Source organism: Neisseria weixii, from assembly GCF_042658245.1.
GTDB lineage: Bacteria > Pseudomonadota > Gammaproteobacteria > Burkholderiales > Neisseriaceae > Neisseria > Neisseria weixii.
Window position 1 is genome coordinate 49,933 of sequence record NZ_JBHSPY010000001.1, and the last position, 24,089, is coordinate 74,021.

A 24,089-nucleotide genomic window follows, 5' to 3' on the forward strand; every position below is an offset into this window, starting at 1 on the left:
GCCCTACGCCGGGCAGGCATGCCCGGCCGGCGGTTTGCCGGCAGGCCGTCTGAAAAACGGTTGTGTTCAGACGGCCTGTGTTTATTTACCGATACAAAACCGTGAAAAAATCACGCCCAGCAAATCGTCAGCGGTAAATTCGCCGGTGATTTCGCTGCACGCCACTTGCGCCAAGCGCAGGTGTTCGGCCAAGAGTTCGATTTGGTGGTTGCCGCACAGTGCGGCGTTTTCCAGCTCGGCTTCAGCGGCGTGCAAGGCGGTCAAATGGCGGCTGCGGGCGAGAAACAGGCTTTCGCTTTCGCCCTGCCAGCCGATTTCCTGCAACAGGGTTTGTTTGAGCAAATCCAAGCCTTGGCCGGTTTTGGCGGAAAGTTTGATTAAGGTGTCGGCACCGGTTGGGGTGAGGCCGTCTGAAATTTTTTCCACGGTGTCGCCGGTCAAATCGGCTTTGTTGTGGATTTCGATGCGCTTCAAGCCTTCGGGCAGGCCGTTGAGAATGGTTTGGGTTTTGGCGTTGATGCCTTCGCGCGGGTCAATCAGAATCAGCGCCACATCGGCTTCGTTGACGGCTTTTTGGCTGCGTTGAATGCCGATTTGTTCGACCACGTCGTCGGTTTCGCGCAGGCCGGCGGTGTCGATGATGTGCACCGGCACGCCGTCCAGCGTGATTTGTTCGCGCACAGTGTCGCGGGTGGTGCCGGCAATGTCGGTGACAATGGCGATGTCGTCGCCGGCCAAAGCGTTGAGCAGGCTGGATTTGCCGACATTCGGCGCACCGACCAACACCACATTCATGCCTTCGCGCAAAATCGCGCCTTGTTCGGCACTGGCCAACACGGTTTTCAGACGGCCTTGCAGTTCGTCCAGCTTGCCGCGCGCATCGGCGGCTTCGAGAAAATCGATGTCTTCTTCGGGAAAATCCAGCGTGGCTTCGACCAGCATTCTGAGCGTAATCAAATCATCGACCAGCGCCTGAATGTGCTGCGAGAACGCGCCTTTGAGCGAACGCAAAGCCATGCGGGCGGCGGATTTGCTCGAGGCATCAATCAAGTCGGCCACGCTCTCGGCCTGCGCCAAGTCGAGCTTGTTGTTGAGAAAAGCGCGTTTTGTGAATTCGCCCGGCTCGGCGGCTTTGGCACCGAGGGCGAAACAACGCTGCAACAGCATGTCCATCACCACCGGCCCGCCGTGGCCCTGCAATTCAATCACGTCTTCGCCGGTAAAGCTGGCCGGCGCGGCGAAGTAGAGCATCAGGCCGTTGTCGATGGCTTGGCCGTCGGCATCGAGAAAATCGGTGTACAAGGCCACGCGCGGCTTGGGTGTTTTACCGCCGCTCAATGTCTGCGCCAAGGGCAGCAAATCTTTGCCGGACAAGCGGATCACGCCGACGCCGCCGCGGCCGGGCGCGGTGGCGATGGCGGCTATGGTGGGATTGGGTGCAGACATGGCCGTCTCTTTTCGGATAAATAAAGGGGATTATAGCAAAGGCCGTCTGAAAAGGATTTCAGACGGCCTTGAGACAAATGTTTTTCCCACTCAACTGAGTGTGACATTCCATTTAGCTTAACGCTTTTTCTTCGCCGGTTTGGCTTTATCCGCCGCCGCCAAACGCATGGCGACGAATTCGACCATCAGGTCTTTTTTGTTCCAGAAAAAATCTTTCATTTTTTCCAAAGAATAAATTTTGCGCACCATCATCGGCAGGCCTTCGTGGATAATCGCGGCCACTTCGCCATTGCTGGTTTGGTCATCCATCGCGGTTTTCAAGTCGGTTTGTTTGGCCGCCAAATAATCATTCAGGCGTTTTTTCACGCCGCTGTTGATTTCAAATTGTTTCATGTTTATTTTTTCCGTAATTGTGAGGTGATTATCTTAATTTGCATAATCACATGGTATATTTTCTTCATTTTAGCAAAATCTGCTGGGTGCCGTCATCATGCGGCAGGGAATGCTAGGGAAATTTCGGTTTATATTCTACAAAATTGTTGGTTTTAAGGATTGATGATGGAAAACAGGGCGGATTTTAGCGGTATGTGTGGATTTAAGGCTACAATAATGTCTATCTGATTAGGAGGCCGTCTGAAAAATGTATTTAATGTATTTATGGTTAAAACTGGCGCATATTTTCTTTATGATTTCTTGGTTTGCCGGGCTGTTTTACCTGCCGCGCATTTATGTGAACTTGGCGCAGGTCAATCCGCAAACCGAAGCCGCCGAATACGCACGGCTGGTGGGTATGGCACAGCGGCTTTATAAATTTATGTCGCCTTTGGGCATATTGGCCGTGGTTTGCGGCTTGGCGATTCCGTTTGTCGCCGGCTGGTGGTCTATGGGCTGGGTGCATGGCAAGGCCGCTTTGGGCATTTTGCTGATCGGCTACCAACACATCTGCCGCGCCCACCTGCGCCGCTTCGAGCAGCATGCGTGCCGCCATTCGCATAAGTTTTACCGTGTGTTTAATGAAGTACCGGTATTGCTGATGATTTTGGCGCTGTATTTGGTTGTATTCAAACCGTTTTGAAAGGCCGTCTGAAAATGTCTGTTGAAATCGAACGCCGTTTTTTATTGAAAAACGACGGCTGGCGCCGCACCGCATCCGCGCCGCAAACGCTGCAGCAAGGTTATTTGAGCGTGGAAAAAGAGCGCACCATCCGCGTGCGCATCATCGATAATCAAGCGTGGCTGACGCTGAAGGGCTATATTTCCGATGTGAGCCGCAGCGAATTTGAATATGAAATCCCGCTGGCACACGCGCAAACGATGATGGCGACGATGTGTCCGTTTAAGATGGAAAAACGCCGTTACCGCGTCAAATTTGAAGGTTTTCTTTACGAAATCGACGAATATTTCGGTGACAACGCACCGCTGGTTGTGGCGGAAATCGAATTGCCGTCTGAAGATGCCGCGTTTGCCCGTCCCGATTGGCTGGGCGAAGAGATTACATCCGACGGCAAATTCACCAATGCTTATCTGAGCAAACACCCTTACGCCTCTTGGGAGCGTTAATTGCGCCTGCTGCTCGCTTTATCGCTCATCTGCGCCCTGCCCGCATTGGCCGCCGAACCCGATGTCCACCGCCAAGTTTACCCCTTGAGCGCGGCGGATACGGTACACATCACGCGCTATTGCCACCCCGAAGCGGCGGGCGTGTTCCTGTTTCACCCGCACGACAACGAATACACCGCCAAGCAGGTCGCGCTGGAAGCGGTGCGCCGCTATCCGGTGTGTCTGATTGCGTTGGAACACCACGGCACGCGCCGTATTTCGTTTCGCTTCGGCGAATCGTATGCCGATTTCGACCCCAACCGCATCTACTCGCCGCAAGGGCGCGCCGCCACGCTTTCAGACGGCCTTAACGAAACCGCCGCACACACCGCCGCCTTTGCCGATGCGGTGTTAAACGCCCTGCGGCCGGCCGATTTCATCATCGTGCTGCACAACAACACCGACGGCGCCACCAACATCGAAAGCTATGCGCTTGACCCTTTGGCCGGCACCGGTGCGCCTGTGTTTATCCAGCCGCAACACGATGAAGACGATTATTTTTATGTCACCGACCCGCGCGCGTTTGCATTTTTCAAACATCACGGCTTCAATGTGGTGCAACAAACGGAAGACGTGGCCGATGACGGTTCGCTGTCAGTCTATGCGGCCAGACACGGCATTGGCTACGTCAATATCGAAACCGAATACGGCCACGAAGCCGGGCAGCGCGATATGCTGCAAGCGGCGTGGGCATATTGGCAGAGCCTGCATTAGGCTGATCGTTGATAAACAAAGGCCGTCTGAAACTTCAGACGGCCTTTGCTTATCTTTATGAAAAAATGTGCCAAAGATGGGACATTTGCAACGCTCTCTATCCTTCAAACGACCAAAACATCGGTATCAACAATAAGGTCAATGCCATCAAAATCACGTTGAGCGGCAAACCGATTTTCACAAAATCACTGAAGCGGTAGCCGCCTGCGCCGTACACCATGGTATTGGTTTGATAGCCGACCGGCGTCATCAGGCTGGCACCGGCGGCAAACATCACCCTATTAGGAACGGTTCCGGATTCACGCCGAGCATCTTGGCCGTGGAAATGGCAATCGGGGCAAACAACACCGCCACGCCGGAATTGCTCATGAATTCGGTCAGCAGCTTGGTCACCAAATACAGCGCGCCCAATGCCAACAAGGGGCCGGAATCTTTCACCAAGCCGACGGTGTGATCCACCACATATTGCGCCGCGCCGGTTTCGGTCATGGCCAAACCCAAGGGCAGCAAACCCGCCAACAGCGCCAACAGAATAATGATGCGCCAGTTAATCGCTTTATAGGCCGCTTCGGCGCTCAAGCAGCCTGCGGCCACCATCGCCACCGCACCCATCATTGAGGTCATGCTGATGTGCGCCCATTCAAAGGCGGCCACAGTCACCACCGCCAGCATGACAAAAATGGAAAACGGCGCGCGCCAGTTGTTCGGCATCGGTTTTTCACCTTCGGCCAACACGATAAAAGCCGAATCGCGGCGGAAATCGTCGATGTCTTTACGCGGCACCAACAATAAAATATCGCCGACTTTGAATTTCAGACGGCCTATTGTTTGCGCACGATGTTGCCGCGTCGCTGCACGCCGATCACCTGCACGCTGCGGTTCCAGCCGTCGTCTTGCAGCGTATCCGGCCGCTCTTGCGCCCAATCGGAACCGGGCGCAATCATGGCATCGACCACCACCAAATCCTGTTCTTCCTGATGGCTGTTGTCCTGATTGTCGTGCAGCTCCAAACCGAATTGCTGTTGCAGGCCGAGCAAATTTTCCGGTTCGGCGCGAATCAGCAGCACATCGTCCGCCTGCACTGTCTGATGCGCGGGCAGCGATAATTTTTCCCCGCGGCGGATTAAGGCCTGTGGAGAAGCGTGAAATTCTTTACGCATGGCCGAATCACTGATGGCTTGGCCAATGAGCAGAGAATCTTGTTTCACTTGGAACTCGGCCACATAATGACCGTTGGAACGGCTGTCGTTTTCCTGCATGTGGGTATCGGGCAGAAAGCGGTACGCCAGCAATAAATACACACAGCCCGCCGCCAACAGCAGCAAGCCGAAAAGAGTAAAATCAAATACGCCGAAATCCGCTGCGCCCTGCTGCTCGGCAATGCCGTTGACCAACAGATTGCCCGATGTGCCAATCAGCGTGGTCAAACCGGCCATCTGCGCCACCAGCGACAAAGGAATCAAGGCTTTGGACGGCGCCATGCCGATTTTGTGGGCCGAAGCCAGCACAATCGGGATAAACACCGCTACCACGGCAGTATTGCTGATGAACATCGACATCACCGGCGGCGAGAATAAACATCGCCGCCACGGTGATGGTCGATGAATTGCTAAAACCGCTCAAAGCTTCTTTGCTGTCGATTAAACCTGTTGCCGCCAGCGACACAATCAACAATATCGCCACCGCATCCATGCGCACTTTTTCGGTGGCAAACATCACAATCGCCAGCGCAGTAATCAATAAAGTCAAACCGATTTCCAATGTCATTGTTTTTCCTTATGCTCGGTTTTCATGCATTATGCTTCTCGGGAATGAGTGATAATGATTCCGTAAGTTGAATTTTGCCATCTTACACAATTCCTTGTTATTAAGAAGGTAAAATTTTCATCAACACAATATGGCTTGATGAAAAAACAGGCCGTCTGAAACACTTCAAACGGCTTGAGATTGGCAAAACGCTTTCGAAAGCCGGCGCAAACAAAACCAAGGTCATCCCCGGATAGGCAGGAATGACCTTGGTTTTTATTGGCGGCTCATGAGCTTTTACAAAAGCGCGGCCTGTGGAGAACACAAGATTTATTCCGCACCCACCACCACTACATGCAGATCGCTGAATTTCAGCCGACGCTGCCACGCTTCTTTGACTTGCGCAGTAGTAAGCTTTTCCACCGCTTTCGGATAATCTTGCAAATAGCTGCTTTCCAAATTATGCACACCAATCAGGCTTAAGTATTTCAGCAGTTTGGCATTGGAATCGAAGCGCAGCGGAAAGCTGCCGATGATGTTGGCTTTGGCCTGCTTTAGCTCGGCTTCGGTTGGCCCCTCTGCGATGAATTGTTCCACCACCGCTTGCACATCGGCCAAAGAAGCGCGGGTGTTTTTCTTTTGCGTCGAATAACTGATGCTGAACACGCCCGCTTCGGTGAGCGGCATCAGGCTGCTGTACACGCCGTAAGTATAGCCTTTTTGGTCGCGCAGGCGGTTCATTAACCGGCTGTCGAAACCGCCGCCGCCCAATACATAATCACCCGCCACCAAAGCGTAATAATCGGGATCGCGGCGTTTAATCAGCGGCCTACCCAAAATGATTTGCGCCTGTTCGCCGGCAAACGGAATGTCGCGGCGTTGGGCGGTTTTCGGTTGCACCGGCGCAATGTCGCTGCCCGCTTGACTGGTGTTCGGCAAGCCTTTTAATGCGGTTTGCACCATTTTTTCGGCTTGGCGGCGGCTGACATCACCGACAATCGCCACCACGGCATTGTCTTTACCGTAATGTGTGCGGTGGAAGGCGCGGATATCATCAAGCGTGACGGCTTTCAGGCTCTCCGCCGTCACATAAGCATCGCTGCCGTAAGGGTGATTCGGGTAAGCAAGCTTGGTAAATGCGCGCCCGGCGACAAAATCGGGCGTGGTTTCCTGCTGCTGCAAAGCAGTAATGGCTTGCTTTTGACGGCGGGCAAATACGGCCGGGTCGAAGCGCGGTGCGGTTAAGGATTCGTTGACCAAGGCCAGGGTTTGGTTCAGGTTTTTGGCTTGGCTCAAGCTGCGGAAGCTGATGGCGGCAGTTTCGTGGCTGCTGCCGCTATCGATGTTGGCAGCGATGTCGTTGGCTTTTTCATTGAAGGCTTCTTCATCAAGTGTCTTCGTGCCGTCGGTCAGCAGTGCGGCGGTGAATTCGGCCACTTGGCTTTTGCCCGGCGGATTGAACACGCCGCCCGCGCCTTTGAAGCTGATTTCCATATCGACAATCGGATTTTCCCGGCGCTCGACCAGCAGAATCTGCGTGCCTTCCGGTGTGTCCCAGCGCTGGATGTCGACGGCGGCTTGGGCAGTCAGCGGCAAGACGGCCAGCGCGAGCAGTAAGGTTTTAGAATACATGGTTATCCTTTCGGTTGAGGCCGTCTGAATGTCTCAGACGGCCTTTTGATTATTTTGCCGCTGTCTGCGGTTTCACCACGACTACGCTGGAGCGCTTGTCGGTCAACAATTTGGCGGCGGCCTGCACGTCGGCTGAGGTCACTTTTTGCAGACGGCGGCGGATTTCGGCTTCATCGCTATACCGGAAACCGCGTGTTTCCAAGCGCCCCATTAACGATGCTTGCGCGGTCATTGAATCGCGCGCGTAGATTTCGCTGCTCATCATGCGGGTTTTGACGCGCCGGAGTTCGTTTTTGCTCACGCCGTTGTCGGCGATGTCTTGGATTTCGGCACGCATGGCGGCCAACAAATCGTGTTCGCTCACGCCGTTGCTCGGCATGGCCACCACATTGAACAGCGGCATTTCGCGGCTCAAGATATCGTAGTCGACATCCACGCTCAAAGCGGTTTGCTTGCCGCGTACGAGATTTTTATCCAAGCGGCTGGACGAATTGCCCGACAAAATATCGCTCAACACATCCAGCGCGTAAGGCAGCGTGTCGCTGATGTCCTGCAAGGCAGGTACGCGGTAAGACAAAGCCACCAAAGGCTGACGGGTGACGGCGGACGTGGTTTCGGCAAACACCGGCCCGCGCTCGACAGGTTCGCTCAAATCGTTGCGCGGCGGCAGGGTTTTGGCGGGAATGCTGCCGAATAATTTTGAGGCCGTCTGAATGGTTTGCTTGGCATCGACATCGCCGACAATCACCAAGGTGGCATTATTAGGTGCGTAAAACCGGCGGTACCAATCGCGTAAATCATCAGCCTTGAGCGTATGCAAATCATCCATATAGCCAATCACGCTGGCGCGCATCGACGGCTTGGTGAAGCTGTTGAGGAAAATGTGTTCCCACATTTTGCCGGCGGCGGTGTCTTCGTTGCGCTGGCGGCGCTCTTCACGAATCACGCTCATTTCGTTGATGAAATCTTTGTCGCTGAAATTCAGGTTCTGCATGCGGTCGGCTTCGAGTTTCAACACTTCCGGCAGGTTGGCGGCGGAAATGTTCTCGTAATACACGGTTTCGCTGCGGTTGGTGTAGGCGTTGAGTTCACCGCCCAAAGCCGAAATGCGGCGGTTGAATTCGCCCGCAGGCACCGACGGCGTGCCTTTAAACATCATATGCTCCAGCGCATGACTCAGGCCGCTTTTTCCCGGTTTTTCATCGACGCTGCCGGCCTTATACCAAAGCTGCGACACCGCCACCGGCGCGCGCTTGTCTTCTTTGACAATCACTTTCAACCCATTAGGCAGGGTTTGCGACAACGTTTGCGCCCACACAGGCACGGCAATGGCCAGCACGGCCAGCCAGACGGTTTTGCGTAACATGGTTTTCCTCATCGTTGCAATTGATGGAATGATAAACATTTCCATCAAAATGATAAAGCGCGTTTGCACGGTTTCACAGTAGCTCGTTCAGACGGCCCAAACCCTTTACCCGATTTCCGTGATGGCGGATAATAGCCCTGATTTCATCCGCTTTTTTCCATTCATACAAAGGAAACATCATGGCATTTTTGAAACTGACCGACCAAAACGTCAACCGCAAAACCGTTCTGATCCGTGCCGACATGAACGTGCCGTTTAAAGACGGCCAAATCAGCGACGACACCCGCATCCGTGCCTCGCTCGAATCCATCCGCTACTGCTTGGACAATGGTGCGGCAGTGATCGTGATGACCCACCTCGGCCGCCCGACCGAAGGCGAATTTAAGCCGGAAGACGATGTCGCTCCTGTGGGTGCACATTTGGGCAAACTCTTGGGCAAAAAAGTCAAGGTGCTGAACGACTGGCGTGAAAATGCGCCTGATCTGCAAGCCGGTGAAATTGCCATGCTGCAAAACGTGCGCATCAACAAAGGCGAAAAGAAAAACGATTTGGAATTGGGCAAAGCCTACGCCGCTTTGTGTGACGTGTTCGTCAACGACGCATTCGGCACCGCCCACCGCGCCCAAGCCTCAACCGAAGCCGTGGCACAAGCCGCACCGGTGGCCTGCGCGGGCGTATTGATGGCAGGCGAACTCGACGCTTTGGGCAAAGCCTTGAAAGAACCGGCGCGCCCGTTGGTGGCGATTGTGGCCGGCAGCAAAGTATCCACCAAGCTCACCATTTTGGAATCATTGGCCGACAAAGTGGATCAGCTGATTGTCGGCGGCGGCATCGCCAACACCTTCCTGCTGGCGGAAGGCAAAGCCATCGGCAAATCGCTGGCCGAAGCCGATTTGGTGGAAGAATCGAAAAAAATCTTGGCCAAAATGGCGGCCAAAGGCGGTTCTGTGCCGCTGCCGACCGACGTGGTGACCGCCAAAGAGTTTGCTGAAACAGCTGCTGCCGAAACCAAATCGATTGACGATGTGGCCGCAGACGACATGATTTTGGACGTCGGCCCGCAATCGGCTCAAGCCTTGGCCGAAGTGTTGAAAAACGCCGGCACCATTGTGTGGAACGGCCCGGTCGGCGTATTTGAATTCGATCAATTCGCCGGCGGCACCGAAGCCGTGGCCAAAGCCATTACCGAGAGTCAGGCCTTCTCGATTGCCGGCGGCGGCGACACTTTGGCAGCGATTGCCAAATTCGGCATCACCGGCCAAATCAGCTACATTTCCACCGGCGGCGGCGCGTTCTTGGAATTCTTGGAAGGCAAAGAATTGCCGGCCGTGTCGGTTTTGGAAAAACGCGGCGCGTAATATATCTTTCGACTACAGATAATCCGAGGCCGTCTGAAACGTTGTTTGAACAAGGTTTCAGACGGCCTTTTCTTTTATTTTAAAACAACACAAACGGATTAGTCGCCTTTTGGTTTTTCCAGCTCATAACACAAAATTTTTTGTAAACCGTTTGATCGAAACGTTTAAAACAGCACCGAATTGATGTGATTGACACGTTCCTGACTGTCTAACACGCCCGTATGCTGCAGCAATTGCAAATAGGCTTGTGCATAAGCGTAACGTGCTTCCGCTAGTTTCTGCGCGGCCTCAGCCACCGCCTGTTGCGCCTGTGTTTCTTCCAGATTATTACGCACGCCTACCTGGCGGCCTATGCGCGTTGCTTCCAGCTTGGCTTGATTGCTTTCCAGCAGCCTTTGCTGTGCTTCGGTCTGCATGCGTCCGCCCCGCGTATTTTCGTAAGCCTGTCTGACCGCCAGTTTGGTATTGCGTTCGGCGGCGGTGAGCAAATCCCTGTTTTGCAATTCACGCGAGGCCGCTTCGCGGATACGGCTGGAAATGTGCCCGCCCGTAAACAAAGGTACGCTCAGTTGAAGCGTGAGTGTCGATCCTTTGCTGCGGTATTTCATGTCGCCCATGCCGCCACCGTAATTATAGGTATTGTGGTTATCCTGATAACCGCCCGACAAGGTGACCGTCGGCCAGCGTCCGCTTTTGGCCTCTTTTACCGCTTCGGCGGCATTTTCCAATGTTTTGCGCTGCAATGCCCAATCCGGATTATTCGCCTCGGCCAAAGCCTGCCAGTCCTGCTCCTTCGTACCGGCCAGTAAATCGACGGGCATGCGGTTGCGTTTTATCGGGCTGATGCGGGTAGGATCAAGGCCGGTCAGGTTGGCCAGCATATTGTTGGCAACAATGAGCTGGTTGTAGGTATCCACTTCTTTGGCCAAAGCCGCATCAAAACCGGCCTCGGCTTCTTTGGTATCCAAAATAGTGGCCGCCCCTTGCTTGAACATCTCCTGCGCACGCTGATACTGCTGCGAATAGGCGGCCTTTTCTTCCCTTATCGCCTCAAGTTTGTCGCGGTTGAGCAAAACATCGAAATAAGCCTTGGCCACATCCATCCTCAATTTGCCTTCATTTCCGGCCAAACGCAAGTCAGCCATTTCTTCGGCGAGCTTACCCTGCTTGTATTGCGAAAAACGGCTCTTATCAAACAAAACCTGCTGAGCCTGCACATTCCAACCGGCCGAGCGGGTGTTGGAAGAAAGCGATTTAGGCTGCGTCTGATAAATCCCGTTGGCCGTAATCTGCGGCAAAAGCTGCGAACGTGCCTGATGCTTTTTCTCCGCATCTGCATCACGCCCGTTTCTTGCTGCAGAAAAGTCGGCAGAATACTTCAACGCCGCTTCCCAAGCATCTTTCAAAGTAAATGCCCCAACGGCAGGCGACAATAAAGAAACCGATACAAATACCAGCGGCAATCGTTTTAATTTCGACACGGCACACATCTCAAATCAAATTAAACACCTTCCTTAGTGGCGAATTATTAGATTTAGTTTTCAATCTACCCAAATCATGCGGACTCAATGCTATACGGGTTAACGAAAACAAATCCTTCTTTACTTTATAAAAATAATTATCAAAATTATTTACATACAGATGTAATTGACCGTTGTCCTAAATTGACTTGTGGTAAGGTTAAAAACCAAACAGCATTGATTTATTTATGAAAATAAAATTTTGAATATGCATTGAAAATAAATAAAATTTAATAAACGTTTTCAAAAATATTCTGAAAACCGGTAAACAAAATTAAGAAATCACACACTAACATCGTACTATGCTGCAAAGCAGTATTATTGAAAGATTGATTATTTGATTTTTTTAAGGAGTATGAAATGAAACCTTTAAAAGAACATGAGTTGCAGCAAGTGGCCGGCGGCTGCAATTGGGGTGACTTTAAAGCCGACTGGAAGGCATTCAAGCAAGATGCACAAGATTGGTGGAAAGCCGTCGACAACGGTCTGGCCGAAGGTGACCGCATCAGCACTATTTGGAAAAACGCACGTGATGCGGTACGCAACAACTGAGTATTAAACAAATTTCCCATCGGTAATTTAATGAAACCCTAAGGATTTGGAAAAGATAGGAAAGCACATGCTGCATGTATCGCTAAAAATCTGCTTGTTTATCTTTATTGCATTCTATGTACTGATTCCTGTAGTGTGGCTTTATGAAACCTTCACAAAGGGTTTTTCATGGAATGAAACGGCTGTTTACGCCAAATCCTTTGTGATATTTATGGCCTTGGGTCTTTTGAGTAATTGGGCGATAAATAAGTATTTCAATTAAATAACTTTTATTTTTAAAGGAGTAGATCATGTGCGAAATCACTTTGAATGAACTGGATCTTGTTTCCGGCGGCGGCAGATGGGTAGACGCAATAGGAAGTGCCGTAGCTGGTGCCGGTGCGGGAGCTGCGGTTGGCGGCCTTGCCGGAGCAGGACTTGGCCTTTTAGGCGGACCGTTAGCACCGTTGACCGTAACTGGAGGTGCGGCAGGTGGCGCGGTAATCGGTGGAGGTATTGGTGCCATCGGAGGTTTTGCCGCCGGCTGGAACGACTGGTAAACCGTTTGTGCAGCAAAACGGTTTGCCGTATTGATGACATTTAAATCATAAGGCTGTCAACATTCAGAATGTCGGAAAGTAATATAGGTTTTTTATATCATTTTTTCATCTATAACATAACCGCCATTACCCTATTTACATCAAGTTGATTGTATTAGCCGTTATGGTCATGTGTTAGGTAGGGGAAAATTTATTTGTGTTACAACGGACGAATTTTTTCTTGAATGGAAACTCTTTTTGAAAAATTTAGAAAGCAGGATGTTGAATCTTATAGTCCGGTATCCTGCATTCTAAATCGGGGAATTTCCCCACAATGTAGCAACGTAGGTTGTTGCTGTTTTTACTTTGTTTTTAATCTTCTTTTCTTTAAGGATTATTATCATGCTTTAAGGATTATTATCATGAAAGAGTTGAATATGCATGAATTGGACGTGGTGTCCGGTGGCGCCAGATGGGATCAGGTCGGTGCAGGACTGGGGGCAGTTGCATTGGGAGTTGCAATCGCAGCAACACCTGTTGGTCCGATTGGTTTAGGAGCCGCTGCAGCCTTTTCTTATTTTGGAGGTGTGGCTATTGGTGATGGTTTAATTGAAGGTGGATATTTCTAAATAAATTTCAGAGAAATCTTTATTTATTAAATAGACGGCAAATACAGTTTCGAGAAGAAACTGTATTTGCCGTAAAACCAATGGAATTTTAGTAGTGGAAATTATTACAATTGGTATTATTTTGATAGCTACAACAATTTTTTTAGTAAAAAAAGGTATGGTAAAACCCTCTTGTCATACCGGCAGTATTCAAAAGAATCCCGCTTTCTTCATTGCTTGCAGCATTTCTGTTTTAATAGGATTCATTTTTTTATTAACAATAATTGTGCGAAAATTTTAAATATTCGTTTAACGGAATCTCACACCGGGAAACTGTCAACATTCGGAATACTGGGAAGCACCTTAGGATCGCTTGTGTGTTTTTCTGATTACAAAATAACTAATTGGCCTGTTTGCGGCTATTGGATTGCTTTACTTCTACTGCTAATTGTAGGTATTTGTTTGGCTGAAAAATTTATTTCCACCATGTTTTATAGATAAGCTGTTCCCTGTTTTAAACGCTTTTAAGAATTTGGAAAGCAGGATGCCGAATCTTGCTGTTTGCCGCATGCTGCATTCCGAATCGGGGAATTTTCCCCATAATGTAGCAACGCAGGTTGTTGCTGTTTTTACTTTGTTTTTAATTTTAAGGAGACTGATTATGCAGACTTTGACTTTGCAAAACGATTTTGGCCGTGAATTGACCATGGATGAATTGGAGATGATCGCCGGCGGAGGATGTAATTAGAAAGATTTTGGTAAGGCAACGGCAGGTGGTGCTATTGCAACTGGCATAGCAGGTGCAATTGGTGGTGCGGTTTTCGGCCCTAGCGCACTTGCAACTGGAGGGATCGGTTTCATAGGTGGCGGCATCGGTGGTGCCACTGCTTACGGTGCAACATGTTGGTGGTAATTTAATTATTTTTGATGAAGTTTTCATTATAATTGAAAACTTCATCTTTTTTATAATAATTTTTTTAAGGTGGAAATCATGAAAAAATTTGCTCATTACACTTTATTTTTTTTAGTTTCGGCATTTATCTTATATTTTTTTGAATATAGTTTATTACAGATTTTGATTACTTGCTCTATCGCTACCATCATATTTGCTTTTGGAATAGAGAATTTTGAGCGCCGATAGCGAATCATTGCATTTTTTATTTGAGCAATTTGGAAAGCGGAATGATAAGTGAGTACGATCAGCTTCCATTTGAAAATGGAAGCTGATTATTGGTCTTAGAAAGGAATCACTAATGAGTTTTTTATGGGAAATTTTGGCTCCTACCGATTCATTCACGCAAAATATTTATGTGGTTTTTTTATTTTCATCGGTATGGTATTCATTATGCCGGCATTTTACCGTTTATTGATGGAAATTGAAGCGGTTAAAGCAATAGGGCGCTTTGCTGTTCCGTTTTTTTCATTGCTTGCCACCATCGGTATTTCTGCACTATTTACCCTATTTGTAATCAAACTTCATGAAAAAAGTGAACGTTTTCATCAATAATGATTGAAACGGTGATTACCATTTTTAAGTAAGATGCCTGAAATATACGGCATAATTATCTGATTTCATTTTATAAAATTGCTTTTTACCATGACCGCCCAAAAGACTATTTCCGTTCGAAGATTTCTATTGCTTAGCGGAAGCACCTTTTTTGCCGTGATACTTTTCCTACAGTATTTGTTTATTAGCCCTGACCTTAAAGAAGCCTTGAAGGTTTCGCTTTTGCAGACGCTGATTTTTGTGCCGGTTAATTTCTTTTTAAACAAACGCTTCAACAAGCGGATATTTGGAGAAAGAAATAAATCTGCGTAGCCTTATTCTATTCGGGACATTTAAATGAATGAAAAAGACAAAATCCTGCTGTCTGCCATCATGATTATCAGTGGTCTGATCGGTTTTTTGTGCGGTATTGCCGTCGGTTTGAACAGTTTGAAATGAATAGTGGCAGCCCTTTTCAGACGGCCTTGTTGTCCTGTGTACACCCAATAATGTAATGAAGGCTTATCCCTCATCTTGGTTTACTGTAAAACACAATGTATATTATTTTTCAAAGCTTAACAAAAAAAACGTAACATCATCAAAAAAATGAGAATAATTATGTCTCAACTATTGAGCTTTGGTTTAGAGATATATATCCCTAACTAGAGACTCACAAATTGACATAGTATTTATATTTATAGGTGTAAACAATGAAAGAACTAAATTTATATGAAATGAATCAGGTTTCAGGTGGTAAATTCCCTATTCATGGTAAAGGAGGGGGTAATCCCGGTCAATATATTGGTGGTAACATTGGAATTTCATATAAGCCGGAAGCAGGCGGTTTTGGATTCTCCTATGGCCGGGATTTTATGCATGTTAATGGCTTTGGAACATTTTCAAGACATTCCTCGGCAATGATTACATTTACTAAAAAATGGTAGACTTTAAGAGTGTTTCAGTCTTTATTGGTATGTGCATATTAAACGCATGTAGTTCTTTTGAATCAGACAGTTTAGCAATGACATCGCATCCTGCTAGGATTAGTAGTGCTGAAAAGTCTATTTGGGCACAGCCAAAGGTTGAAAAATCCTCCTCTCCCATTTACAACAGAAAGCATATTGATCCAAATTGTTCGGATAAGTTTGCCCGACCTAATGGTGACAAGTGGTCTGATCTTCCTCAGCGCGCAGCATGGGAAGCTCAAAATAGTCATTGTAGGCAGGCAAATTAAAAATGTTTGCTGGATATTGTATGCAACCTTATGTCCATACAAAATTTTCAAGCAAGGGGGTATCGATTTTTGATAACTCCCTTTTGTTCTTTATCATACAAAAACCAGTAATTCAAATCACTCAGTTTATTGAATTTATATGACCGACCAAAAACCTTTTTTCCGTCCCGAAGTGTTTGAGGCGAAGAAAAACCGTTGGACGGGGCATGTTGTGTTGTCCCGTCCGTTTTCTTTTGTCTTTTTAACCGGTTGTGCGGCAGCCGGAGCAGCGACACTGATTGTGTTTGCCTTTTTCGGCAGTTACACGCGCAAAACCACGGTAGACGGGCAGTTGTTACCCGCTGCGGGTTTGGTGCGCGTGTATGCACCGGATACCGGTTTTGTGGCATCGAAAAAAGTTTCAGACGGCCAATACGTCAATGAAGGGGATGAATTGCTGACGCTTTCGATGCCACGCTACAACGGCAGCGGTGATGTGCGGGCAAGATTGGTACAGGAAGCGGATATGCGGAAAAAGATGCTGCTGGACGAAATCGGCCAAAAGAAAATGATACAGCAGGGCGAGGAAAATACGCTGAAAAGTAATATAGCTAAGTTGGAAGACCAGTTGGCCGGCCGATGTGCGCAACCAATTGCGCGGGCAGCAGCAACGGGTAGCCCTGGCCAAACAGGTGATTGAAAAATACCGGCCATTGCTGAAGCAGGGCTTTATTTCCGAGCAGCAGATGATCGGTTACGAAAATGAGCATTTGGATCAAGTGACCCAACTGGGCAGCCTGCAGCGCGAAGAGGCTTCCATCGGGCGAGAATTGGCGCAGCAGCGGCAGGCTTTGGCCGACTTGCCGGAAAAGCAGAAATCGGAATTGAGCCAGCTTAACCGCAATGTGTCGGAATTGACGCAGGAAACGTTGAATCTGGACATGCAGCAGGAGCAATCGGTGCGTGCGAGCAAATCCGGCCATGTGAGCATGGCCGATGTCGAAAACGGCCAGCAGGTCACTCCGTCTACTTTGCTATTAAGTATCGTGCCGGAAAATACGGATTTGGTAGCAAGCCTTTATGTGCCGAGCAAGGCAGCCGGTTTTATCAAGCCGAGCGATAAAGTCGTGCTGCGCTACCAAGCCTATCCTTATGAAAAATTCGGCCATGCCGGCGGAAAAATCGTATCGATAGCGAAAACGGCTGTCGGCAGGCAGGAATTGACTTCATTGGGCAGAGCCGTTACCGAGGAGAATATTCAACAGCAAGCACCTAATGAACCGGTTTATCTCGTCAAGGTAAAGCTCGACAAGCAAACCATCAAGGTTTACGGTGAAGAGAAGCCGCTTCAGACGGGCATGGTATTGGAAGCGGATATCATGCACGAGCGCAAAAAATTGTATGAATGGGTACTTGATCCGCTTTACACCATCACAGGAAAGCTGCATTCATGAATTATTTGGAAAGAATCTCTTTCGGATTCGGCAAAAAATTGCCTGTCGTGCTACAAACCGAAGTAGCCGAATGCGGCTTGGCCTGTCTCACGGCAGTGGCCGGTTATCATGGCTACCATTCCGACCTGCGCACCATGCGGCAGCAATACTCTTTGTCGCAAAAAGGCCTGACGATGGCGGATATCGTGCGCTTTGCCAATCATCTGAACCTGACTTCGCGTGCCTTGCGCCTGGATTTGGCCGACCTGCCTAACCTGTGCAAACCCTGCATCCTGCATTGGGATTTAAACCATTTTGTGGTTTTGAAAGAAACTGCTTCAGACGGCATCGTGATTATGGATCCGGCTGTCGGCAACCGCAAAATCCCGATGGAGGAGGTGTCGCAGAAATTTACCGGCATCGCGCTGGAATTGTGGCCGAATTCACGTTTTGAGAAAAAGGAAGCACGGCAAAAAGTCAGTATCTTATCGTTGCTTAAAGGCATTTCAGGCATCGGTTCTTCTCTGGCCCAAGTATTGATCTTGGCTTTTGCCTTGGAAATTTTCGGTTTGGTCAGCCCGTTTTTATTGCAATGGGTCATCGACCATGTGATTGTTTCGGCAGACCGCAACCTTTTGCTGACTTTGGTTTTGGGTTTCGGTTTGTTGATGATTTTGCAGCAGCTTACCGGCCTGCTGCAATCTTGGGTCAACATGCACCTGACCACCACGCTGAATGTGCAATGGAAAGCGAATATCTTTAAAAGGCTGCTGGAACTTCCCGCCGACTATTTCTCCAAACGTCATTTAGGCGATGTGGTATCGCGTTTCCAAGCGATTGACAATATTCAGGAAACCTTGACATCCACGGCATTCAAATCCGTGTTGGGCGGTATCATGGCCATATTCACGCTGATTTTGATGTTTTACTACAGCGTGATTCTGACCATCGTCGTGTTAATTGCTTTGTTGCTGTATATCATCATCCGCATAGCCGCCTATTATCCGCTGCGCCACGCCACTGAAGAAAACATCATTCACGAGCCAAGCAAAATACTTATTTTATGGAAACCGTCCGCGGTATCCACACTGTGAAACTCTTTGAAAAAAACGAGCAGCGGCACAATGCTTGGATGTCGCTGTTTGTCGATACTGTCAACACCAACCTGACCACGCAGAAATTGGGCAATGTTTTCGATTTCGCCAACAAGCTGCTTTTCGGTCTGGAAAGCATCATCATCGTTTATTTGGGCGCGACACGCGTGTTGGACGGCGTATTCAGCGTCGGTGCGCTGATGGCGTTTTGGGCATACCGGCAACAATTTGAAAACCGTGTCGCCGAGTTGGTCGACCAATACATTAAAATTAAAATGCTCGGCCTGCATGCTGAACGTTTGGCCGATATCGTTTTGACCGAAACGGAAACGGAAACCGTTGAAGACGGCTACATCCCTGAAATTTCAGACGGCATCGATATGATTGTCGACAATATATCGTTCAGATATTCGGAAAGCGAACCCTATATCCTGCAAAACGTCAGCCTGCACATCAAGCAAGGTGAGTCGGTGGCTTTTACCGGCAGCTCAGGTTGCGGAAAATCCACACTGATGAATATCCTCATCCGCAACCTCAAACCGGAAGCCGGCAGCGTCACCGTCAACGGCCATGACATCCACAAACTTTCACCGCGCTTTATCCGCGGCATCAGCGGCACAGTCACGCAGGATGATGTGCTTTTTGCCGGTTCGATTGCCGAAAACATCTGCTTTTTCGATGAAAATCCCGACATGGCCTTTATCGTACAATGTGCCGCCATGGCGATGATTCATGAGGATATTCTAAAAATGCCAATGGGTTATGAAACCTTAATCGGCGACATGGGCAATGCGCTTTCGGGCGGACAAAAGCAGCGCATCATCATCGCCCGCGCACTCTACCGCAAACCGAAAATCCTGTTCTTAGACGAAGCCACCAGTAATTTGGATATTGAAAACGAACGTGCCATCAATCATAACCTGAAAATGCTCAACATTACGAAAATCATGGTGGCACACCGTAAGGAAACCATTGAATCGGCAGACCGGACAATCGATATGGAAAAAATACAAACTTGAAGATAGGAATAGGAAAAATCATCTGATTTGCGCATAATTCAAGGCCGTCTGACACCTTTGCAAAGCTCCTTTAAAAGCCAGCACACTCAAAACCGGCATCATGCCTACACAGGCGGAAATGACGGGCGTTTGAGTTTTTATTGATGATCCATGAGATTTTACAAAGGTCCCGGCTTTTGATTATCTAAAGGACTCTTATAAATCCAGCTTCATAATCGCTACGGTTTCGCCGTTATACCAATGTTGCGCAATTTCCTGCCAGCCGAATTTGGCATACACGGCCTACATATCGGGTGTATATAAATAGAGGCTCGGCAGCTTCATGTCGCGGGCAGTATCCAAGCAATGTTGTACCAATTGTTTGCCCACGCCTTCGCCGCGATATTCAGGCAACACAAATACATCGCCCAGCCAATATTCGTATTCGCTGAAGACTTGAATGTCGTGCCATTTAAGCGCTGCCGAACCTTTCAGACAGCCTTGTTCGTCTACTGCGGCGAAAGCAATAGGCAGCGGCACATCATTCAGGCAGGTTTAGTAATAAACATGGATTTTCGCTACGTCCGCCCACGGCGCAAAATCATGCCATTCGGCATGCAAGGCTTGGGCAAGCGGAACGATATGCTCGGGTAGCAGAGGAGTAATACGGCAATTCATGGAAATATGATCGAGAGGATAAAAGTATTGAAAAACTACGTCGGCTTCAGCGGTCGCGTGCACCGTAAAGAATATTGGATACTTTCCTTATTCCACGCAATCATCATAATTCTATTAAGCATTATCGACGGCGTGATGGGTTCTTCTGTGGAAGACGGCGGCTTTGGTATCTTGACCTTGATTTACCTTTTAGCCGTATTTTTGCCTTCGATTGGTGTCATTGCACGACACTTGCACGACACCAACCGTTCCGGCTGGTGGCAGCTGCTTACCCTGATTCCATTAATTGGCTCAATTGTACTGCTGGTGTTTACCGTAATGGAGGGTACCCGGGGCGACAACCGTTTCGGTGTTGATCGAAAGCGGACGAGCGTTAATCAGGGATTGAATCGAAAAGGGGGAGCTGGTAAACAGTTCCCTCTTTTTCATATTTACTGGTTGGCTTTGATACCACCGGGACCGTAAACTGCGTTCCACGCCGAATCCAGCTGCTGTCCGGCTTGCTGCAACACCGTTTCCTGCTGGGTTTTCAACGCTGTTGCAGCTTGAATTTCGCTTTGCAAACGGGTGATGTCTTCCTGCGCTTGCCGGGCGCGCTTTTGCGCGTCGGACAAATTGGTTTGCAGGGTAATCAGTTTGCTGTCGTTGTCGTTTTGCGCTTTGAGTGCGCTGCGGTAAGCAGATTGCGCCGAGAGCAAGGCATCTTCGGCAGAACCGGCATAAGTGGCTGCGGAGGCAGCCAACAAGGCGGCAGTCAGAAATCTTTTCATGGGTGCGTCCTTTAAAGATGGGGTTTGCCGGATAATGTAGCATAATCAAGGCCGTCTGAACACTTTGCGCAAGATTTCAGACGGCCTGTTATTAAATCAACAAAAATGATCCACCATTTAGCTGCGGATACGGCGCAACACTTCTTCTTTGCCGATTAAGGCCAATACTTCGTCCACGCTCGGGGTTTTGGCGGTACCGCACACGGCCAGGCGCAGCGGCATACCGAGTTTGCCCATTTTGATGTTTTCTTCATCGCAGAACGGTTTGAACAAATCGTGAATCGATTCGGCATTCCATTCGGCCACGCCTTCCAGTTTATCAGCAAAGCGCAGCATACGCGCGGCGGCTTCGTCGTCCCAATGTTTTTGCACATCGGTCTCGGCAGGCGTTTGTTTTTGATAAAAATACAGACACTCATCGGCCAGCGTGTTCAAATCTTGCGCACGGTCTTTCACCAAGGCCAACACGTCTTCCAGCGGCGGTTGGCTGGTATCGGTCAAACCGCGCACGGCCAAACGTTTTTGCAGCAATTGGGCCAATTGGTCATTCGGTGTGATTTTGATGTGCTCACCGTTGATCCAATAGAGTTTCTTCAAATCCATGCGGCTTGGCGATGGGGAAACGTCTTTCAAATCAAACCATTCGACGAATTGCTCCATAGTGAAAAACTCATCATCACCATGCGCCCAGCCCAAGCGTGCCAAGTAATTGAGCATGGCTTCAGGCAAAATGCCCATCACGCCGAAATCGGTAATGGCCACGGTGTCGCCGCTGCGTTTGGAGATTTTTCTGCCTTGTTCATTCAGAATCATCGGCAGGTGGGCATATTCCGGCAAAGCGGCACCGATGGCTTTCAAGATGTTGATTTGTTTCGGTGTATTGTTGACATGGTCGTCACCGCGAATCACATGGGTCACACCCATGTCGTAATCGTCCACCACCACGCAGAAATTGTAGGTCGGCGTGCCGTCGGCACGGGCGATAATCAAGTCGTCGAGCGCTTCATTCGGAATGCTGATGTCGCCTTTGACCAAATCATGCCAAGCGGTTGCACCGTCGAGCGGCGTTTTGAAACGCACCACCGGCTCTACGCCTTCGGGAATCGGTGGCAGGCTTTTGCCTGCTTCGGGTCGCCAGCGGCGGTCGTAAGTGGCGGTACCTTCTTTTTCGGCCTGCTCACGCATGGCTTCCAATTCTTCTTTTGAGCAATAGCAATGATATGCGTGGCCGCTTTCCAAAAGCTGGGCGATGACTTCTTTATAGCGATCAAAACGGCGGGTTTGGTAAACGACATTATCGGCATTGTCGTAATGAAGGCCGATCCAATTCATGCCGTCTAAAATGATGTTGACCGATTCGGCGGTAGAGCGCGCCAAGTCGGTGTCTTCAATACGCAGCAGGAATTCTCCTTTGTGCTTGCGTGCATACGCCCATGAAAACAAGGCAGTGCGCACGCCGCCGATGTGGAGGTAGCCGGTCGGGCTCGGGGCAAAACGGGTTTTGACGGTCATGATGGTTTTCCTAATGCTGTGCTGATTGAAAGGAGTTATTGTACTGTTTTCAGTCGGTTTCAACAATTCAAAGGCCGTCTGAACGTGTATTCAAACGGCCTAGATAACGAGATAGATTGATGATTCAGCTGCGGCGGGTCAGGATATCCCAGATTTTGTCGCTCCAGCTTTCAAATTGATAGAGAAACAGCGCATAGCTTTCATTCAGCAGGAATTTATCGCGCTCTTTACCGACGGCGTAAAGCGTGGTAGGCGTGGCGGAAACGGCGGCATTCATGCCGAAATTTTTGGCGATGGCCTGCGCCCGCGCCAAATGGTAAGGATCACTCACGATGATCAGCGTTTCGATGCCGTTGGGGCGCAATAAGGGCTGGATGTTTTGCAGGTTTTCATAAGTGTTGCGCGAAGTGTTTTCAAACACGATATGCCGCGCGGGAATACCTTGCTTGATGGCATATCGCCGCCCGACTTCGGCTTCGGTCATGTAGCCTTTTTTCGGGGTGCCGCCGGTGAAAATGATTTTATCCACACGCCGGCTTTGATACAGCGTAATCGCATGGTTGATGCGTTCGCGGAACACGGGCGACGGGCGTTTGTCCCACGCCGCCGCGCCCAATACCACGGCTGCATCAGCATGAAAATCTTTGGGCAGCTTCTGATTACCCATGCGGTACACCTGCCAAACCGTCGCGGCAAACATCGCCGACACCAGCAACACGCTGAGTGCCAGGCCGCGCAACAAATAGAAGCGCAAGCCGGTTCGACTGTGGAACAAATGGGGCATGATTCAGACGGTCTCTCTAAAATCAGATTATGCCAATAAAGCTTCGATGTTTTCCAGCGGACGGCCAATTGCGGCGCGTTCGCGGCCGACCAAAATCGGACGTTCCAATAAAGCAGGATGCTCGGCAATGGCGGCAAGCAGCGCGTCATTGCCTATATCGGGCGCGTTTAAACCCAATTCTTTGTATAAATCGTCTTTCACACGCATCATGCCGCGCACATCGTCTAAACCAAGTTTGCGGAAAATCTCGGTTAAGGTCGCCAAATCCGGCGGCGTGGTCAAATAATGCACCGTTTCTGCCTTAATCCCGCGCGATTCCAATAAAGCCAAAGCAGCCCGCGATTTGCTGCAGCGGTTGTTGTGATACAAAGTCCATTCTGACGGCATGATGATGATTCCTATGGTCAATCGTCTTATTATCAACCTCATTGTGGCTTTACTCAATCATGTTGGCTAGCTATTGGGAATAAATCTCATTTTTGTGCAAAAATCCAACACCTTGACTTGAACCAAAACATTGGCCGTCTGAAAGGTTTACAATGAATACGTTATCAACCCTGTTATTCAGGCTACCATGAAAACATTATCCGCCCTTATTTTCGCTTCCATGACTTTTTTATCTGCCCACGCATTTGCTGCCGATTTGCACATGTGGAACAACACCGCGCCCCAATCGCTGCAAAACCTGAAAGCGCCGGTACGCGTAGTGAACCTGTGGGCAACGTGGTGCGGCCCGTGCCGTAAGGAAATGCCGGAAATGTCGGCATGGTATAAAGCACAGAAAAAAGGCAGCGTCGACATGGTCGGCATTGCCCTGGATTCAACCGACAACATCGGCAAATTTTTGAAAACCACGCCGGTGGATTATCCGATTTGGCGCTACAGCGGCACCAGCAGCCGCCAGTTTATGAAATCATTCGGCAACCAAGTCGGCGTATTACCGTTTACCCTGGTGGAAGCACCCAAATGCGGTTATAAACAAACCATCACCGGCGAAGTCAACGCCAAAAGCCTGACTGCTGCCTTAAAAGCCGCCCAAGCCAAGTGCAAATAAGATTTGCC

The 24,089-nt window shown here is 49.4% G+C and carries 26 protein-coding genes and 2 pseudogenes; 15 read left to right on the top strand and 13 right to left on the bottom strand.

Annotated elements, in window-relative coordinates; translation table 11 throughout:
• Positions 1 to 81: 81 nt before the first annotated feature.
• Both mnmE and ACFPVS_RS00230 read right to left on the bottom strand, forming a co-directional pair.
• Positions 82 to 1,446, bottom strand: a complete 1,365-nt coding sequence (gene mnmE / locus ACFPVS_RS00225; RefSeq protein WP_123804338.1) for a tRNA uridine-5-carboxymethylaminomethyl(34) synthesis GTPase MnmE — start codon at positions 1,444 to 1,446, stop codon at positions 82 to 84.
• A gap of 117 nt (positions 1,447 to 1,563) precedes the next feature.
• Complete coding sequence (locus ACFPVS_RS00230; protein WP_123804339.1) at positions 1,564 to 1,839, bottom strand: hypothetical protein; 276 nt, start codon at positions 1,837 to 1,839, stop codon at positions 1,564 to 1,566.
• Between the two features lie 256 nt (positions 1,840 to 2,095).
• On the opposite strand from ACFPVS_RS00230, the gene ACFPVS_RS00235 reads away from it, so the two are divergent.
• From ACFPVS_RS00235 to ACFPVS_RS00245, 3 genes are read left to right on the top strand one after another with little or no spacing between them, the layout of a single operon-like run.
• A complete protein-coding gene (locus tag ACFPVS_RS00235; protein WP_123804340.1) occupies positions 2,096 to 2,521 on the top strand; it encodes a CopD family protein in 426 nt (141 codons plus the stop codon).
• Between the two features lie 14 nt (positions 2,522 to 2,535).
• A complete protein-coding gene (locus ACFPVS_RS00240; RefSeq protein ID WP_123804341.1) occupies positions 2,536 to 3,006 on the top strand; it encodes a CYTH domain-containing protein in 471 nt (156 codons plus the stop codon).
• Positions 3,007 to 3,759, top strand: coding sequence for a hypothetical protein (locus tag ACFPVS_RS00245; RefSeq protein ID WP_378595079.1), 753 nt, complete (start codon positions 3,007 to 3,009; stop codon positions 3,757 to 3,759).
• A gap of 97 nt (positions 3,760 to 3,856) precedes the next feature.
• Here ACFPVS_RS00245 and ACFPVS_RS00250 read toward each other — a convergent pair whose 3' ends face one another.
• The 5 genes from ACFPVS_RS00250 to ACFPVS_RS00270 form a co-directional block, all read right to left on the bottom strand.
• Positions 3,857 to 4,036 (bottom strand): anion permease, encoded by a 180-nt coding sequence (locus tag ACFPVS_RS00250; RefSeq protein ID WP_378595081.1) that lies wholly within the window; start codon positions 4,034 to 4,036, stop codon positions 3,857 to 3,859.
• The gene (locus ACFPVS_RS00255; RefSeq protein ID WP_378595083.1) at positions 4,033 to 4,683 is read right to left on the bottom strand and encodes an SLC13 family permease; all 651 of its coding nucleotides are present in this window, start codon (positions 4,681 to 4,683) and stop codon (positions 4,033 to 4,035) included. Before ACFPVS_RS00255 ends, ACFPVS_RS00250 begins: the two co-directional genes overlap by 4 nt.
• Positions 4,581 to 5,318, bottom strand: coding sequence for a cation:proton antiporter regulatory subunit (locus tag ACFPVS_RS00260; protein WP_378595085.1), 738 nt, complete (start codon positions 5,316 to 5,318; stop codon positions 4,581 to 4,583). The genes ACFPVS_RS00255 and ACFPVS_RS00260 overlap by 103 nt, the downstream gene beginning before the upstream one ends.
• Before the next feature lie 517 nt (positions 5,319 to 5,835).
• Positions 5,836 to 7,137, bottom strand: a complete 1,302-nt coding sequence (locus tag ACFPVS_RS00265; protein ID WP_123804343.1) for a M16 family metallopeptidase — start codon at positions 7,135 to 7,137, stop codon at positions 5,836 to 5,838.
• 49 nt (positions 7,138 to 7,186) lie between these two features.
• Complete coding sequence (locus ACFPVS_RS00270) at positions 7,187 to 8,503, bottom strand: M16 family metallopeptidase (RefSeq protein WP_123804344.1); 1,317 nt, start codon at positions 8,501 to 8,503, stop codon at positions 7,187 to 7,189.
• Between the two features lie 179 nt (positions 8,504 to 8,682).
• Between ACFPVS_RS00270 and ACFPVS_RS00275 the strand changes: the two genes are divergently transcribed.
• A complete protein-coding gene (locus tag ACFPVS_RS00275; protein WP_123804345.1) occupies positions 8,683 to 9,861 on the top strand; it encodes a phosphoglycerate kinase in 1,179 nt (392 codons plus the stop codon).
• A gap of 164 nt (positions 9,862 to 10,025) precedes the next feature.
• On the opposite strand, the gene ACFPVS_RS00280 is transcribed toward ACFPVS_RS00275, so the two are convergent.
• Complete coding sequence (locus ACFPVS_RS00280; protein WP_378595088.1) at positions 10,026 to 11,342, bottom strand: TolC family outer membrane protein; 1,317 nt, start codon at positions 11,340 to 11,342, stop codon at positions 10,026 to 10,028.
• Between the two features lie 399 nt (positions 11,343 to 11,741).
• Between ACFPVS_RS00280 and ACFPVS_RS00285 the strand changes: the two genes are divergently transcribed.
• The 9 genes and pseudogenes from ACFPVS_RS00285 to ACFPVS_RS00320 all read left to right on the top strand — a co-directional run bounded on the left by ACFPVS_RS00285 (position 11,742) and on the right by ACFPVS_RS00320 (position 19,304).
• Entirely contained in the window at positions 11,742 to 11,933 is a 192-nt protein-coding gene (locus ACFPVS_RS00285) for a hypothetical protein (protein ID WP_123804834.1), read from the top strand.
• A gap of 290 nt (positions 11,934 to 12,223) precedes the next feature.
• Positions 12,224 to 12,472, top strand: coding sequence for a hypothetical protein (locus ACFPVS_RS00290; protein WP_123804833.1), 249 nt, complete (start codon positions 12,224 to 12,226; stop codon positions 12,470 to 12,472).
• Positions 12,473 to 12,696: 224 nt separating this feature from the next.
• Positions 12,697 to 13,080 (top strand): hypothetical protein, encoded by a 384-nt coding sequence (locus ACFPVS_RS00295; RefSeq protein WP_233572213.1) that lies wholly within the window; start codon positions 12,697 to 12,699, stop codon positions 13,078 to 13,080.
• A 523-nt stretch (positions 13,081 to 13,603) separates the two neighbouring features.
• Positions 13,604 to 13,807, top strand: coding sequence for a hypothetical protein (locus ACFPVS_RS00300; protein WP_123804832.1), 204 nt, complete (start codon positions 13,604 to 13,606; stop codon positions 13,805 to 13,807).
• A gap of 516 nt (positions 13,808 to 14,323) precedes the next feature.
• Positions 14,324 to 14,566, top strand: a complete 243-nt coding sequence (locus tag ACFPVS_RS00305; RefSeq protein WP_123804831.1) for a hypothetical protein — start codon at positions 14,324 to 14,326, stop codon at positions 14,564 to 14,566.
• 689 nt (positions 14,567 to 15,255) lie between these two features.
• Positions 15,256 to 15,489, top strand: a complete 234-nt coding sequence (locus ACFPVS_RS00310; RefSeq protein ID WP_123804830.1) for a bacteriocin transporter — start codon at positions 15,256 to 15,258, stop codon at positions 15,487 to 15,489.
• Between the two features lie 429 nt (positions 15,490 to 15,918).
• On the top strand, positions 15,919 to 16,458 hold the full coding sequence (locus ACFPVS_RS13725; RefSeq protein WP_465263240.1) for a secretion protein: 540 nt from the start codon (positions 15,919 to 15,921) through the stop codon (positions 16,456 to 16,458).
• Positions 16,400 to 17,212, top strand: coding sequence for an HlyD family secretion protein (locus ACFPVS_RS13730; RefSeq protein WP_465263241.1), 813 nt, complete (start codon positions 16,400 to 16,402; stop codon positions 17,210 to 17,212). The genes ACFPVS_RS13725 and ACFPVS_RS13730 overlap by 59 nt, the downstream gene beginning before the upstream one ends.
• Positions 17,209 to 19,304, top strand: a pseudogene (locus ACFPVS_RS00320) (peptidase domain-containing ABC transporter). The gene ACFPVS_RS13730 and the pseudogene ACFPVS_RS00320 overlap by 4 nt, the downstream one beginning before the upstream one ends.
• Before the next feature lie 195 nt (positions 19,305 to 19,499).
• Here the strand turns inward: ACFPVS_RS00320 and ACFPVS_RS00325 are convergent.
• Positions 19,500 to 19,961 (bottom strand): annotated as a pseudogene (locus ACFPVS_RS00325) (GNAT family N-acetyltransferase).
• A gap of 27 nt (positions 19,962 to 19,988) precedes the next feature.
• On the opposite strand from ACFPVS_RS00325, the gene ACFPVS_RS00330 reads away from it, so the two are divergent.
• The gene (locus ACFPVS_RS00330; RefSeq protein ID WP_255419143.1) at positions 19,989 to 20,426 is read left to right on the top strand and encodes a DUF805 domain-containing protein; all 438 of its coding nucleotides are present in this window, start codon (positions 19,989 to 19,991) and stop codon (positions 20,424 to 20,426) included.
• Here ACFPVS_RS00330 and ACFPVS_RS00335 read toward each other — a convergent pair.
• The 4 genes from ACFPVS_RS00335 to arsC all read right to left on the bottom strand — a co-directional run bounded on the left by ACFPVS_RS00335 (position 20,393) and on the right by arsC (position 23,414).
• Complete coding sequence (locus tag ACFPVS_RS00335; protein ID WP_123804828.1) at positions 20,393 to 20,731, bottom strand: hypothetical protein; 339 nt, start codon at positions 20,729 to 20,731, stop codon at positions 20,393 to 20,395. The two genes, ACFPVS_RS00330 and ACFPVS_RS00335, sit on opposite strands and share 34 nt — an antisense overlap.
• Before the next feature lie 117 nt (positions 20,732 to 20,848).
• Positions 20,849 to 22,243 (bottom strand): glutamate--tRNA ligase, encoded by a 1,395-nt coding sequence (gene gltX, locus ACFPVS_RS00340; protein WP_378595092.1) that lies wholly within the window; start codon positions 22,241 to 22,243, stop codon positions 20,849 to 20,851.
• A gap of 124 nt (positions 22,244 to 22,367) precedes the next feature.
• Positions 22,368 to 23,027: a YdcF family protein gene (locus ACFPVS_RS00345; protein WP_123804826.1), complete on the bottom strand. Its 660-nt coding sequence runs from the start codon at positions 23,025 to 23,027 to the stop codon at positions 22,368 to 22,370.
• 27 nt (positions 23,028 to 23,054) lie between these two features.
• Positions 23,055 to 23,414: an arsenate reductase (glutaredoxin) gene (gene arsC, locus ACFPVS_RS00350; protein ID WP_378595095.1), complete on the bottom strand. Its 360-nt coding sequence runs from the start codon at positions 23,412 to 23,414 to the stop codon at positions 23,055 to 23,057.
• Positions 23,415 to 23,601: 187 nt separating this feature from the next.
• Between arsC and ACFPVS_RS00355 the strand changes: the two genes are divergently transcribed.
• Positions 23,602 to 24,081 carry a TlpA disulfide reductase family protein gene (locus ACFPVS_RS00355; RefSeq protein ID WP_123804824.1) on the top strand — a complete coding sequence of 160 codons (480 nt, stop codon included), beginning with the start codon at positions 23,602 to 23,604 and terminating at the stop codon, positions 24,079 to 24,081.
• The last annotated feature ends 8 nt before the right edge of the window (positions 24,082 to 24,089 follow it).